13 protein-coding genes and 1 pseudogene are annotated in these 14,161 nt (G+C 58.1%); 9 read left to right on the plus strand and 5 right to left on the minus strand.

Features of this window, described 5'->3' with window-relative positions; all coding sequences use genetic code 11:
* Positions 1-29: 29 nt before the first annotated feature.
* The 7 genes and pseudogenes from ccoO to Q1W26_RS04060 form a co-directional block, all read left to right on the plus strand.
* Positions 30-641, plus strand: a pseudogene (ccoO, locus tag Q1W26_RS04030) (cytochrome-c oxidase, cbb3-type subunit II); the annotation flags it as partial.
* Between the two features lie 51 nt (positions 642-692).
* On the plus strand, positions 693-1,001 hold the full coding sequence (locus tag Q1W26_RS04035; RefSeq protein ID WP_300436326.1) for an OmpA family protein: 309 nt from the start codon (positions 693-695) through the stop codon (positions 999-1,001).
* A gap of 42 nt (positions 1,002-1,043) precedes the next feature.
* A complete protein-coding gene (locus tag Q1W26_RS04040; RefSeq protein WP_300436209.1) occupies positions 1,044-1,235 on the plus strand; it encodes a cbb3-type cytochrome c oxidase subunit 3 in 192 nt (63 codons plus the stop codon).
* Complete coding sequence (ccoP, locus tag Q1W26_RS04045; protein WP_300436211.1) at positions 1,228-2,151, plus strand: cytochrome-c oxidase, cbb3-type subunit III; 924 nt, start codon at positions 1,228-1,230, stop codon at positions 2,149-2,151. The genes Q1W26_RS04040 and ccoP overlap by 8 nt, the downstream gene beginning before the upstream one ends.
* Positions 2,152-2,249: 98 nt before the next feature.
* A complete protein-coding gene (ccoG, locus tag Q1W26_RS04050; RefSeq protein WP_300436214.1) occupies positions 2,250-3,686 on the plus strand; it encodes a cytochrome c oxidase accessory protein CcoG in 1,437 nt (478 codons plus the stop codon).
* A 12-nt stretch (positions 3,687-3,698) separates the two neighbouring features.
* Positions 3,699-4,232: a FixH family protein gene (locus Q1W26_RS04055; protein ID WP_300436216.1), complete on the plus strand. Its 534-nt coding sequence runs from the start codon at positions 3,699-3,701 to the stop codon at positions 4,230-4,232.
* Positions 4,233-4,422: 190 nt separating this feature from the next.
* Positions 4,423-4,665 (plus strand): hypothetical protein, encoded by a 243-nt coding sequence (locus Q1W26_RS04060; protein WP_300436217.1) that lies wholly within the window; start codon positions 4,423-4,425, stop codon positions 4,663-4,665.
* Between the two features lie 110 nt (positions 4,666-4,775).
* Here the strand turns inward: Q1W26_RS04060 and Q1W26_RS04065 are convergent, their stop codons facing one another.
* Positions 4,776-5,219, minus strand: coding sequence for a universal stress protein (locus Q1W26_RS04065; RefSeq protein WP_300436220.1), 444 nt, complete (start codon positions 5,217-5,219; stop codon positions 4,776-4,778).
* Between the two features lie 175 nt (positions 5,220-5,394).
* Between Q1W26_RS04065 and Q1W26_RS04070 the strand changes: the two genes are divergently transcribed.
* A complete protein-coding gene (locus Q1W26_RS04070; RefSeq protein WP_300436223.1) occupies positions 5,395-7,128 on the plus strand; it encodes an alpha/beta fold hydrolase in 1,734 nt (577 codons plus the stop codon).
* Here Q1W26_RS04070 and Q1W26_RS04075 read toward each other — a convergent pair.
* The gene (locus tag Q1W26_RS04075; protein ID WP_300436225.1) at positions 7,110-7,646 is read right to left on the minus strand and encodes a DNA-deoxyinosine glycosylase; all 537 of its coding nucleotides are present in this window, start codon (positions 7,644-7,646) and stop codon (positions 7,110-7,112) included. The two genes, Q1W26_RS04070 and Q1W26_RS04075, sit on opposite strands and share 19 nt — an antisense overlap.
* Positions 7,647-7,703: 57 nt before the next feature.
* Between Q1W26_RS04075 and Q1W26_RS04080 the strand changes: the two genes are divergently transcribed.
* Positions 7,704-8,864 carry an HD domain-containing phosphohydrolase gene (locus Q1W26_RS04080; protein ID WP_300436228.1) on the plus strand — a complete coding sequence of 387 codons (1,161 nt, stop codon included), beginning with the start codon at positions 7,704-7,706 and terminating at the stop codon, positions 8,862-8,864.
* Positions 8,865-8,919: 55 nt separating this feature from the next.
* On the opposite strand, the gene Q1W26_RS04085 is transcribed toward Q1W26_RS04080, so the two are convergent.
* Genes Q1W26_RS04085 through Q1W26_RS04095 form a run of 3 tightly spaced genes read right to left on the minus strand, consistent with a single transcriptional unit; the run spans position 8,920 to position 14,142 of the window.
* Positions 8,920-10,107, minus strand: coding sequence for a DUF3322 domain-containing protein (locus Q1W26_RS04085; RefSeq protein ID WP_300436230.1), 1,188 nt, complete (start codon positions 10,105-10,107; stop codon positions 8,920-8,922).
* Positions 10,104-13,517 (minus strand): ATP-binding protein, encoded by a 3,414-nt coding sequence (locus tag Q1W26_RS04090; protein ID WP_366143632.1) that lies wholly within the window; start codon positions 13,515-13,517, stop codon positions 10,104-10,106. The genes Q1W26_RS04085 and Q1W26_RS04090 overlap by 4 nt, the downstream gene beginning before the upstream one ends.
* Positions 13,489-14,142 (minus strand): DUF4194 domain-containing protein, encoded by a 654-nt coding sequence (locus tag Q1W26_RS04095; RefSeq protein ID WP_300436237.1) that lies wholly within the window; start codon positions 14,140-14,142, stop codon positions 13,489-13,491. Before Q1W26_RS04095 ends, Q1W26_RS04090 begins: the two co-directional genes overlap by 29 nt.
* Positions 14,143-14,161: the final 19 nt, after the last annotated feature.

Consider the following 14,161-nt stretch of genomic DNA (forward strand, 5'->3'; position numbering starts at 1 on the left):
CTCACGCCTGATCGGGAGGAAAAATAATCATGGCTCAATCGAATCACGACTTTATCGAACGCAAGGTTGGCTGGCTGATCGTTTTTACTCTGCTGACCGTCAGTGTTGGTGGCCTCGTAGAGATCGTTCCCCTGTTCTTCCAGCACTCGACCACTACTCCGGTAGAGGGTCTCAAGCCTTATGACCCGGTGCGCCTCGTTGGCCGGGACGTGTACATCCGCGAAGGTTGTTTTAACTGTCATTCGCAGATGATCCGTCCGTTCCGTGCCGAAACTGAGCGCTACGGCCATTACTCCGTTGCCGGCGAATACGTCTATGACCACCCCTTCCAGTGGGGTTCCAAGCGTACTGGTCCGGATCTGCATCGTGTTGGCGGCCGTTACTCCGACCAGTGGCACCGCATCCACCTGTTGAACCCGCGCGACGTTGTGCCCGAGTCCAACATGCCTGCTTTCCCTTGGCTTGACCGTCCGGCCAGAGTGGACGACATCGAAGCAAAGATGACGGCGCTTCGCAAGGTTGGTGTCCCCTACTCCGACGAGGAGATCAAGGGCGCCCGCAAGGCACTTGAAGGCAAGACCGAGCTAGAGGCAGTGATCGCCTATCTGCAAGGGCTTGGCACTGCGCTGAACGCCGGCAAGCCGGCTCCGGTTGCCGAGGCCGCTCAAACGGCAGCTCCGGCTGCTGACGCCTTGGGCAAGGTCTTCTTTGAGGTTGGTTCGAGCGCACTGCCGGCAGATGCAACTGCTGCTGTCAATACCGCTGCCGAGTTCCTCAAAGGTAAGGCTGATGCCAAACTCGATTTGACCGGCTACACCGACAAATCCGGTGACGTCGAAAAGAACCTCGAGTTGGCCAAGGAGCGCGCCAAGGCTGTCCGCGAAGCGCTGAAGGCTGCGGGTGTTCCGGAAGACAGGATTAACATGAAGCCGCCGGTCAGCATTACCGGTTCTGGCGACAATGCTGAAGCCCGTCGTGTCGAGCTCAACCCGGCCAGTTGATCGGCTTCGGGAAGACCATTCTGAGAACGAAGGAGTGTGACCTTGGATATCAATGATGCACGTACGGTGCTGACCGTTATGGGATTGGTGTGTTTCATCGCCATTTCCCTGTGGGCGTTCAGCGGGCGAGCGCGTAAGGGATTTGACGAGGCAGCACTCCTGCCGTTCAGCGAGGACGACTTGCCGGTCCTGGATGCAGGGCGGCAAACCAAGGAAGGAAATAAAAATGGCTGACTTTGTTAGCGGTTTCTGGAACGCCTACGTGATGGTGCTGGTGTTCCTGAGTATCGGTTTCTGCGTGTTCGTGCTTGTTTCGAACACCACCAAGCGGACATCCGGCCCGGTCGGGCTGCATGATCACGTCTGGGACGAAACCCTCCAGGAATACAACAATCCGCTGCCGCGCTGGTGGATGTACATGTTCTGGATCACGATCATCTTTGCGATTGTGTATCTCTCCATGTACCCCGGTTTTGGCAACAACCAAGGTAAGCTTGGCTGGTCTGCTGCAGGTCAGTGGGAGGCGGAGCAAAAGGCCGCAGCCGAAAAGTACGGCCCGATTTTCGCAAAGTTCCGTACCATGGACTTGAATACGGTCGCTACCGACAAGGAGGCGAATGCCATGGGGCAGCGTCTGTTCGTTACCTACTGTGCGCAGTGCCATGGTGCTGATGCCAAGGGTGCGAAGGGTTTCCCCAATCTGACCGATAACGACTGGCTTTATGGTGGTGAGCCGGAGACCATCAAGACGACCGTTCTTGGTGGTCGCCAGGGCATGATGCCTCCGTTCGGTCCGGCTCTCGGCGCCGATGGAGTAAAGGATGTTGCGAACTATGTTCGTTCGCTCTCCGGTCTGGCCAATGATTCGTTGCGTGCGCAGCGTGGTAAGGAGCTTTTTGCTCAGAACTGTGTGGCGTGTCATGGTCCGGAAGCCAAGGGTACTCAAGCTCTTGGCGCTCCGAATCTGACCGACAAGACCTGGCTCTACGGTTCTGCTGAGGCGACGATCATCGAGACCGTTACAAACGGCCGTACCAACCAGATGCCTGCGTTCAAGGAATTCCTGGGCGAAGACAAGGTTCATCTGCTGGCCGCTTACGTTCTGAGTGTTTCGAAGAGCGCTGCAGCTCCTGTGGAAGCCAAGAAGTAATCATTGATTGGTGTGGTTTTGCGCCAGGCAAGCAACTCCCCGGGCCGGTCCCGGGGAGTTTTTGAGTTCTAATATTAGAATATATTTAAATACTGATCATGAGCCAGCCAGAAACCCAAACTCCAAAAGCACCGGAGCCCCAAGTCAAGGCCGGTCCGGAAGAGGATACCTTGTATGCCGTTCGGCAGAAGGTTTATCCGCGAGCTGTCACCGGTATCTTTGCAACGTGGCGCTGGATTCTGGTTTGGGCTACGCAGCTCATTTTCTACGGGCTGTGCTGGTTGCCATGGAACGGCAGACAAGCCGTGTTGCTTGATGTAGTTGAACGCAAGTTTTATATCTTCAACTGGGTTTTCTGGCCCCAGGATGTGTTTTTTCTGGCGATCCTCCTGATCATCAGTGCGTATTCACTTTTTTTCTTTACGGCAGTTGCAGGACGTTTGTGGTGTGGCTATGCATGTCCGCAAACGGTGTACACAGAGATCTTTATTTGGATCGAAGAGAAGATCGAGGGTAATCGCGCGCAGCGGATGAAGCTCGATCAGGCTCCGCTGAGTGCCCGTAAAGTGGGCATCAAGGCTGCCAAGTTCGGCGCATGGGGCCTGCTTTCACTGTGGACGGGATTTACCCTCGTAGGCTATTTCACGCCGATTCGGGAGCTTGTCCAGGAAGCCATTACATTCAGTTTCGGACCATGGGAGCTCTTCTGGATTTTCTTCTATGGTGGCTTCACCTATTTGTTCGCGGGACTGATGCGGGAGCAGGTCTGCAAATACATGTGCCCCTATGCTCGTTTCCAGGGCGTGATGTTCGATCCCGATACCCTCGTCATTACCTACGACCCGGAGCGGGGTGAGCCGCGCGGTGCGCGCAAGAAGGGTGTTGATCCAAAGGTGATCTCCAAGGGTGATTGCGTTGATTGCGGGATATGTGTCCAGGTTTGCCCGACGGGTATTGATATCCGGAATGGCCTGCAGTACGAGTGCATTGGTTGCGCAGCTTGTATCGACGCGTGCGATCAGGTCATGGACAAGATGAATTACCCGAGGGGGCTCATCCGCTATACCACCGAGAACGCGATGAAGCGCCATTGGGGACGTAAGGAAATTATTGGGCACCTGATGCGGCCGCGAATCATGATTTATGCGGCGGTGCTGGTAGCGATCTGCGCGGCGTTTGTTTGGGGACTGGCAACGCGGTCCACTTTGCGCGTGGATGTTATTAAAGACAGGTCAACCTTGAGTCGCGAGGTAGAGGGCGGACTGATCGCCAACGTTTACAACCTTCAGGTCATGAACATGACCGAAAGTGCTCGTCGATTCACGCTGTCTGCGAGCGGACTCGAGGGTGTTCAAATTACGCCGAATACTCCGTTTGAGGTGGATGCCGCAAGCTTCAGGTCGGTTACTGTAGAGGTCGCTGTTCCGCCCGAGTCCGGCAAGCCGGGCTCAAACACGATTTATATCGAAATCAAGGCTGTGGACGACGAAAAGGTCCGTGTGCGTGAGAAGACTGCTTTCCTGCTGCCGCGATAGGATAAATATTTAATGAATACGACAACAATGAAAACTGGCGGCAATCCGACTCCTTGGTACAAGGAACGCTGGACTTGGTTATTGATGCTCATGCCGGCAACGGCAATTGTCGCCGGGTTCATTACCCTGTGGCTGGCGGTAACAACCTTCGATGGCCTCGTTGCTGATGATTATTACAAGCAGGGCCTGGCTATAAACCAGACACTGGCTCGAGCTAATGCTGCACAGGAGCTCGGGCTGGTGGGACAGGTCAAGTTCTCTGCTGAAGATGTTCGTGTTGTTCTTTCCGTCAGACAGGGCGTCGAATTGCCCAGCAAACTGTTGGTGACACTCGCTCACCCGACAAGAGGCGGACTGGATCAGAAACTGGTGCTCGAGTTGCGCGATGGTGCTTATCTTGGCAGCTTGCAGGCGGCGCTGACCAGCGCTCACTGGAAGGTTTTAATCGAGGACGAGTCACGCAGTTGGAGGTTGTCAGGGGTCGCATTTCTCCCCACCGAGACCGAAATCCGCATTAATTCAGCCGATCTCAAACCTGTAGATTGACCGGCTGTCATGGTGTGGCAAGCGTTGCTCAAAACCGATGTCACTCTTTTGAGTAGGTTTGCGACCGGATTTGTTCTTGTAATAGTGCTTATCGGTATCGTTTTGCCCCGCGGTATATGACCGAAGACGAGTGGAAGGTCACACGGTTGAAAATGGCGGGCTAAACGTCTGCTTTCAAGGGAGCTAGTCGATGTTGAAACTGATTCAGGTTTTGTGGCCGTCGTTTCTGGTGGCGGGGGTTGCGGAAATCGTGTTTTTCACGGTTGTCGCTCCCCGTGAGTTGTATTTGTTTGGCGAGCCGGCGCATTTCTCGGCTATCGCCACTTACTCTATCGGCTTCTTTGCATTCTGGATTGTGTGTGCTGCGTCGAGTCTGACGACACTCTTCTTTCAGCGCACATCGAACGAAATAAACCAGTCGGATTCTATTTAGCTGCTTCCTTGCCGGGCTGATTTTTATTTTTCGGCGCAAGATGTAAAAAGGCCTCGCAGATTGTGCGAGGCCTTTTTCATATTTGGATTTTATTTGATGCGAGGTGAGTTTCAGCGATAGACGAGAACCGGAACCTTGCTGTGGGTCAGAACCTTCTGGGTTTCGCTGCCGAGTAGCAGACCGCTGAGACCGCGGCGGCCATGAGAGGCCATGAAAATCAAATCGCTGCGGTTGCGTTCAGCGGAGGCGATGATGGCCTCGAACGGCACTTCGCTTACAACCGTATCACTCCCGGCCGTTACGCCTGCAGCTTCCGCTGCTGATTTGGCTTGGGTCAGGATCTTCTCTGCTTCGGCGGCGGCTGCCCGGTTGAACTGTTCGGGGGTTGTCGGATCGAACAACGCGCCTTCGCCGTAAATCGGCGTCGGGAAGTCGGGTTGGGCATAGAAAAAGATAATGCTTGCACCGGCGTCCTTGGCGAAATCAATGGCGCGGGAAACTGTGGATGCAGAGAGTTCTGAGCCGTCGGTGGGTACAAGGATATTTTTGAACATTGCGTCTCTCCTGGTGCTTGTGGGCGTGTTGTCATTATAGAACGTCTCATCTTCGCAACGAGATTGACGAATGTCAATCAGACCATACACCGCTTGTCGCACGATCAGTATGAGGATGAAAACGTCGCGGATGCTTGTCTGCGCTGTGTTCAACAGAAAGAAGGAGTGCTTGATTATGTCTCGCCGCGAACCTGCCCCGCCGATTGATTTCGCCCGAAAATCCTTGCGGCAATTACATGACTCGGTGGAGTCATCGATTGATCCTCTTGGCATGGCCGCGCCTCTTGTTCATGCCCAGCTTGCCTGGATGGCTCATCCCCAGGAGCTTGCCGAGGCTCTTTCAAGGGTTTCGACCAGTCTGTGGACGCTCCAGTGGCATAGCTTCCGGCGGATCATGGGCTTGCCAAGCCAGGATCCCGTCAAGCCCAAGGAGGACGATAGCCGTTTTGTGGATCCTGTTTGGGCGGAGTCTCCAGGCTGGGATCTGGTCAAGGAGTGGTATCTGCTTCTTACGCACCACATGCAGGACATGCTTTACGACACACCTGGACTTTCCCAGAAGGAGAGACGCCGCGCCGCCTTCTGGTGGCGTAATGGACTTAATGCCGTGGCGCCTTCCAATTTTTTGCTCACGAATCCTGTAGCGATGCGCATGGCCATTGAAACCAATGGCGAGAGTCTCACGAGAGGTTTCCGGAACTTTCTCGACGATCTGGCTGCCGGCAATATCCGCATGACCAATCCGGATGATTTCAAGGTGGGTGAGAACCTTGCCGTTACGCCGGGCAAAGTCGTTTTTCGTAATCATCTCCTTGAGGTGCTGCATTACACGCCGACCAGGCCAAAGGTTCATCAGACGCCCATTGTTATTGTGACGCCATGGATCAACAAGTTTTACATTCTTGATATCAATCCCAAAAAGAGCATGATCCGCTATCTGCTCGATCAGGGGTTCGATGTATTCATTACAAGCTGGAAAAATCCCGGCGAGGAAATGCGGGATTTGCGTTTCGACGACTATCTCACCGACGGTATCCAGCCCCTGATCGATACCGCGCGGGGCCTTTCGGGATCTGCCAAGGTGCATGCCGTAGGTTATTGCATTGGCGGCACGGCGCTATCGACCTATATGGCGTGGGCCAATCACCATTTCACGCCGGACGAAGTGCCGGTGGCACACTGGACGCTCTTCACCACGCTCGTGGATTTCCACAAGCCGGGCGACATTGAAGTGTTTGTGGATGAGGGCAGCATCCGCTTCATAACCCAGAACATGGAGCGCAAGGGCTATCTTGATGGTGCCGAGATGGCTTCGTCATTTCGGCTGCTGCGCTCGAACAGCCTGATCTGGCATTACGTTGTGCATGGCTGGCTTTACGGTGAAACGCCTCCGCCGTTCGACGTGCTTTACTGGAATATGGATACCACGCGGATGCCCTATGCGATGCATGCCTGGTATTTGCGCGAGCTGTACCTTAATAACAAGCTGATCGAAAAGAATGCCCTGACCGTGGCGGGAGAGTCCATCGATCTTGGGGCCATATGCCAGCCGCTGTATGCCGTTTCTGCAGAGGATGACCACATTGCGCCGTGGCGCCAGGCATTCAGGGCCATGAATTACGTAGGCGGTTCAAAGCGTTTCGTATTGTCCAGTTCGGGGCATATCCTCGGTATCGTCAATCCTCCGGTCAAGCCCCCGAAACGAAGCTTCTGGGTTGGGCCCGCCCGGCGTAGCGACACGGCAGATGACTGGCGGGGGGATCTGCCGGAGCAAGCCGGAAGCTGGTGGGATGACTGGATGGCGTGGCTGAAGCCCCAGTGTGGCGAGCTGGTGGATGCGCCTGCGGTATCGAACGAGGCTTTCCCGGCCCTCGGGGCGGCGCCGGGAAGCTACGTGCTCGAACATTGAGCATCGCCCCTGGGGCAGCTTGCAAGCTCGCCCCAGGCGTCGAGGCGACGGGCGAAGCTGTAGCCGGCATTGGCGGGGCTGGTGGAGGGCAGGCGGCGATACTGGAGTTGCTGGATGTCTGGCGGCAGGGACTTCAACACGTGTCGCCGGAAGCTGCTCTCCGCCATTGCGCCATTGAAAAATACCCGCTTGATGTGTGGGTGGCGCGCGAAGAAATCGGCGAAGTCGTTGGGAACGATCGTGCCGGGGTCTATGCTGGAGTCGAGGCTGCCTTGGCGTTCGCAGCACTGTAGAACGTCCCACAGGGCGATGCCGTAGTCGGTGATTTTCTGCAGGCGGAGCAGGTAGGGAAGTGCAGGATCCGCGCCCGCCAGCTCTCCGAGAATCGGCCAGAAAAAGTTGCGTGGGTGGGCGTAGTATTCGCCGGCCCGCAACGATGCACCGCCAGGCATGCTGCCCAGAACCAGGGTGTGGGCCTGAGGGGTGGATACCGGCGGGAAACTGTAGATCAGGGTCATGATTCAGAGTGAGACTTTACACCGGCGCTCAGCCGGATACGGGTTCAGGAGCAAGGGATGAAACAGCGCGCACATGTGCTGGTCGTGGACGATCAAGCGGACAACCTGCTGATTCTCGAAGATGTGCTGGCCGAGCACTATGAAGTCCATCCCGCCACGAATGGAAGGGAGGCGCTTGATTATCTCGAGGGGGGAGGGCGTGCCGATCTCATCCTGCTGGATGTAATGATGCCGGATGTGGATGGTTTCGAGGTGTGCAGGCGACTCAAGTCGTCGGAGTCGACCCGGTCGATTCCGGTGATATTCCTCACTGGACTTGACCGTCCGGAGGATGAAGAGCTCGGATTTTCCCTCGGAGCCGAAGACTTCATCCACAAACCCATCTCGCCGCCGGTTGTGCTGGCCCGTGTCCGCACCCATCTTGCGCTGTCGAGGGCTACCCGTGCGCTGCAGCGGCGCAACGCCGATCTGGAGTTGATCGTTGCCGAGCGAACGGCCGAGATCAGCGAGCAGGCCCGGCGTCTGGTTGCCAGCAAGCAGGAAGTGATTGCTGCCCAGGCTTCCACCATCACGGCGTTTTGCGCCCTTGCCGAAGCGCGCGACAACGAAACCGGAAACCACATCCGGCGCACCCAGCACTACGTCCGCATCCTTGCCGAAAACCTGCGCGATCATCCGCGCTTTTGCGACAAGTTGGATGAGGAGGTTATCCAGCTCCTCTTCAAATCGGCTCCTTTGCACGATGTCGGCAAGGTCGCAACCCCCGACGCCATCCTTCTCAAAAACGGCAAGCTCACGCCTGAAGAATGGGTGTTGATGAAGCAGCACTGCGAATATGGCCGCAACGCCATCATGCAGGCCGAAAGTGCCCTGGGCGGGGTGAGCGACGCTTCTTTCCTTTTGTATGCAGCGGAAATCGCCTACGGACACCACGAGCGCTGGGATGGCAGCGGCTACCCGCAAGGTATCGCCGGTGACGCCATTCCGCTCTCGGCGCGCCTGATGGCCGTTGCCGACGTGTATGACGCATTGATCTCAAGACGCGTCTACAAGCCGCCGTTTCCTCATGAGCAGGCGCTTTCGATGATCGTTGCCGAGCGTGGCCAGCATTTTGACCCGGATATCGTGGATGCGCTGCTGCGTGTAGCGGGCGAATTTGCCGAAATCGCTCATAGTTTCCGGGATGAGCCGGAGTATGCAGCGGGCGATGAGTCCTAGCTCGACGGGCGCTGCAAAGTTGTTTCCCCGGGGGCTATCGCGCCGGGCCATTGCGCTAGGTGGTGCCGTCAAGGAGCGCTTGAAGGCGATGAGCCAACCAGTGGAAACCAATGTGTTCCTGCTCCAGCCGCAGTCCTGCGCGGATGCGCTTGTCGCGCAGATCGTCGTAGAGGGCTCTCTCCTCGGGCGTCAGTCTGTGCAAGTCCGCCTGCAGGGGTTTGTCTTCGCTTCCCCAGACGGCGGCATGCGCATCAAGGGTTTCCCTGTCCATCAAGAACGAATCCACGTGATCAAAGTAGCTACGCAGCTGATTCAGGATGCCAAAGCCGTGGGTGTCGATGTCGCCCCAGTAATGGATTGGGCAGTGCTTTAGCCAAGGGCTGCGTGCCAGTGCATCCCAGCCGTAACCCGCCCCAAAAACAACAACGGCATCTTTGACCTGCGGAAACGCCAGGAAGTTGGTTTCATTCTCGGTGATGAATACCCGCTTCACGGGGAGTTCCAGGCGACTGAAGCTCTCGGCATCCAGGCTTACGTCGGGGCATACCGTGCCTGGCACAGCCTGGAGTGCTGGATCGAGCACCCGGAAGCGAATGCGCGTCGGCTTTTCCAGAAACCCGTAGCGGGCCGCAAACTGGCTGACCCCCGTTTTGCTGATGTCTACTGCCTCTGCGGGCAGCGCCAAATCGAGTAACTCGGCCAGCACATTGCGATGCGCCTCGATGAATTTGCTGTGCACGCCCGGCAAGTCCACCTGCCTCAAGTAGATGCCCGGGCGAGGATGTCGAGCAAGCCAGCCCACTACGGCCAGCAAACGGGGCCACTCGGAGGATAGTTCAAGCGCCTGCAGGGGGCGTTTTTCCAGCCAGGGCAGCAGGGCGGGGTGGGTTTGCCGGGTTGCCGCGACTTGACTCGAAAAGCGATCCTGCTCTCCGCGCTTGCCCAGCCAGATTAAGGCATCCTCCAGGGTCTCGACCCAGGCGCTCGTGGGCAGTTTTTGGGCACCCTGGACACGGTGACGAAGCTCCTGATAATCGATCCGCAAAAAGCTCGCGGCCGCCAGTTCGGTGGCCCAGGCACGAACGGCATCAAAGCGATTTGTGATGTCAGCCGAACCTGGCGACTTGAGCGACAGGCGCAAAGGAAAGCGCGCATTGCCGGTCACCACGTCGCGCAGAAGCTCGCCACGCTCCCACAGTCGCATCAATTGCGCTTTTAGGTCCTTCGGGCCGGTCCACGTCACTGCGCCAACGCCTGCGCCGCTTGGGCAGGCGTCAAGGCCTTGTGCGCCCGGTATTCCTCAATGGAAAGGTTGCGGACTTTGGAGGCGCGTCCGCCCTCGTTGTGCACGAAGCCCACACTGGATACGAAGGGTTCGATGATGTGGATCTTCTGCAGCGGCGTCACGATGAGCAGTTGCAGGTTGAGTTGCCGGAACAGCTTCAGGCCGTACTGGGCTGATTCATCCGACCCACGACCAAAAGCCTCGTCGATCACCACGAAGCGGAACGAACGTGAGCGCACCGCACCCCATTCCAGGCCGAATTGATACGCCAGGCTGGCGGCCAGTATCGTGTAGGCCAGCTTCTCTTTTTGCCCGCCGGACTTGCCACCGGAGTCGGAGTAATGCTCGTGTTCGCTGTTGTCCTCTCGCCACCGCTCGCTGGCGGCGAACAGGAACCCATTGCGCACATCCGTGACCTTGCTTGTCCAGCGGCGATCCTGTTCGGACAGCCCTTCGCGCCCCCGGAAACGGTCGATGATGAGCTTGACCTGCAAGAACTTGGCCTCGGAATACTGGGTATCGTCAGAGCCGCTTACAGCGCCTTCGGTGCAGGCGCGCAATTCCTGCTGGAAGTCCCGGATCTCGGCATCGGGGCTGATCTGCGACTCCAGGACGATATAGCGCCCGGGGTTGTAGTCGATCTCGCCCAGGGACTTGTTGATGTGCGTGATGCGCTCCTTGATGGTTTCGCGCTCACGGGCCAGTTGGGCATTGAAGTTGGCGATTTCGTTGATCGTGTTGACGTTGAGCAGCTCCTTGAACTTCGCAACAAAGCGCGGCAGGTCGTCGCGGTTCAATTGCGTCAGCAGGTTTTCGTATTCGAAGGCCGCCTCGAGGCTGGCATCCATCTCTGCTGTCTCGAGCTTGAACGCTTCCTTGAAAAAAGCCATGGCCTTGATGATCTTCTCGGTCAGGCGTTTGAGCTTCTGATCTTCCGCGTCAATCCGGGCCTGCAGCCAGGTACGCACGTCCTGCTCGCGGTTGTCGCAGGATTCCACGCTCAGTTGATGTTCGCCCAGCGCCTCGGCGCGTATGGATTCGAGCGTTGAGGCCAGGGTAGCGTCGGCGCCAGCGCCGTGCAGCAGCGTCGCGGTCTGGAGACGAAGTTCCTGTGCGTCCGAGCGGCGCTGTTCCACCTTGGCGCGCTTCTCGCGTGCACTTTGCAGCTCTGCTCCCGTTTCCTTGTGGGCTTTTTGCAATGCGCGCAGGGTGTCGTTCAACTGTTTAAGGATGTCCGACGCCGATTCCAGCCGGCTGCGCTCATCGGTCAGCTGGGCGATTTCGGTGGCGACGCTGGCCCAATCCAGTTCATCGAACGCGGTGAACTCTTCGAGGCGGATCAGCGCATCGAGGCGGCTCGCCAGTTCGCTCCGCGCCTTCTGGATTTCACTGATCTGGCTGGCTATATCACCCAGTCGCGCTTCAAGCTGACGGCGCTTGGTCTCCAGGGCTGCGATCTTGGCGCTGTTGCTCCACCCCAGTACGTAACGGCTGCGGTCATCGATGCGGTGGCGGTCGTCTTTTTCGTGCCGGCCGCTCGGGTCCTTGATCTGCCCGGCGCGGGTGATCGCACGTGTCTCGCGGCGGAACTGTTCTTGCGTGATACAGCAGGCCACGTCGAAACGATGGGCAAGCTCACGCTCCAGCCAGTCGTAGTGCGGCGAGTCGGGCTTGATGGCCAGCTTGCGAACCAGGGAGTCGCGGTGCAGATCCGGCAGTGCTGCAGCCTTGCGCGGCCGTACATGGAAGTACACCAGACGGCCACGCAGATGGGCGCCATCCACCCATTCGGCAACCGCCTTGTAATGGGCATCGGGCACCAGCAGCGCCAGCCCGAAGCCCCGCAGCAGGCGTTCGGCTGCGCCTTCCCAATCGCGCTCATCATCGCGCACCTGGATCAACTCACCGGCGAAGGGCATGTCGTCCACGTTCAGCCCCAGTGCGGCACACATTACGGCGCGGAGCTGGATCTGTTGATCGTCAATGTTGCTGCGGCGGCGCTTGAGGCTGTCGATCTCGGCGCTCTGCTGAGCTTGTTCCTGGGTGCCCTGCTGGAAGGTCACGCTGTGCTCGGTCAGTGCATTTTGCAGATCGGCATCACGGTTGCGCGCTTCTTCTTGCCAGCTTTTATATCTGCCACGCTGCGCGGTGAAGCTGGAGGCATCCGCCGCTGCCGCCTCGCCCAGCACGCCTGCCAGCTCCCCATAGCGACCGGCTTTGGTTTTGCGGGCATCCCGCAAGTGTTCCTTCTGGCGAATTTCTGCGGCAAGACGCTCCAGCCGGTCGCCGCCGTTGTCATTGATGGCCTGCTTCAGTTCATCAACTTGCTGGCCTTGCGCCTCATGAATCGCGTCGAGCTTGTGTACCTGGGCATTTGCGCGCTCCCATTCTTCCGCCAGCAAGCCCAGGCGTTTGTCGATAAGGCCGAGCTTCAGGCCCGCGAAGTGGGGCCGCAGACTGTCCCGGGACCCGCGCAAACGGTCGACTTCGGCGACCAATGCACGATGGCGCCCGCAGTCGGCGATCAAGGGTGTGAGCAATTCAACCTGTTGCTGGGTTTTCAGCACCGCCTGATGGGCACGGTTGAGATCGTCGAAGTGGCCAATCAAGGCCTGGATACGTGGGGCGACGTCGAACGGTTCCAGCATATGGCTGCGCACGAAGTCGGTCAGATTGCCCACCGACTTCATTGATACCGTCTGGTGGAAAAGCTCCAGCGCCTGATCGTTCTCAATGCCGAAACGCCGGCGGAACCAGGCCGCATAGGGCGGAAAACTGTCGTGCAATTCGGCCCCGAGTCCACGCAGCTTTTTGCGCAGCTGGGCAATGTCCGAACCGAAATGGGCAAAGTCAGAGGCAATCGACAGGCCCCGCTCTGCACCCAGAAAGAAGCGTGCCGGTTGGCCCTGTGTGTCCTTCATCCAGAACACCTGGGCCAGCGTCACCGTCTGGTCGTAGCCCGCGTTGTGGAACACGCCCAGGATGACGGAGTAACTGTTGTGGTCGCGCAAGCTCACCGGCTTGGCTGCGCCCGTCACTTCGTTGCGCTCGGATTTGTAGTGCCCGAGCACGTAGGAGCGCAGCGTTCGCTCCTTGCTGTCCGCCCCTGCTGCCTTGTTGTAGGCAATCCGGTTGGCCGGCACCAGCAAGGTGGTGATGGCATCCACCAGGGTGGATTTGCCCGAACCGATATCGCCCGTGAGCAGGCCATTCTTGCCATCCAGTTGGAGCGTCCACACCCGGCTGTCGAAAGTGCCCCAGTTGAACACTTCCAGACGGGCCAGGCGAAAGCCTGACAGGGTGTCGTCTGCACAGAAGTCCAGGCCCAATGATTGCGGGTCATTCATTGCCGGCCTCCTCCTTGGCATGTGTCACGCCGGCCAGTTGTAACTGGTAAGTGGCCAGGCGAGTGTCGAATTCAGCCAGCCATTGGGCATCGACAAAGGCTTTCAGGATCCGCCGCACTTCGTAACTTGCCGGGCCGGCCGCAGCACTGCCGGCAGGCTTGAGTTTATGCAGAAACCCCAGCTCGGCCACCTTGTTGATCGTGGTCTCGATCTGGTCGATCAGCTTGGCTTCATTCGGGCCATCGGGCAGGAACACCCGCACCAGTTCGACAATCTCATCCCGACCGAGTACCAGCCGGGTATCGCCGCCACCGGCGTCGAATTCGGCCAGCTTCTTGCGTAACAAGGCGAGCAACAAACTTACCGGGAAGGATAAGGGCCGGCGCGCCACCAAGCGCGGCAAGTGGGGTGCCGGGTCGTCGTCGGCGGGCTCTGGCCGGCTCTTGAGAAAGGCATAGCCTTCTGCTTCATCCAGCACCAGATCCAGGTTGAGTACCGCCACGTAGTCGCGCACCCGCGCTTGCAGGTTCAGCAGTGCAGCCCATTGGCCCTCGTTACCCTCACGGTAGAGCACGCTCTTGAGCAAGCCGATCAGCAGCACCGACAGATCAGCGGCGGGCACTGCGATCATGTGTTCTTCTTCCATCCCTTGCCTCAACCCTTGT

Source organism: Zoogloea sp. (assembly GCF_030157465.1).
In the GTDB taxonomy this organism is placed as follows: Bacteria; Pseudomonadota; Gammaproteobacteria; order Burkholderiales; family Rhodocyclaceae; genus Zoogloea.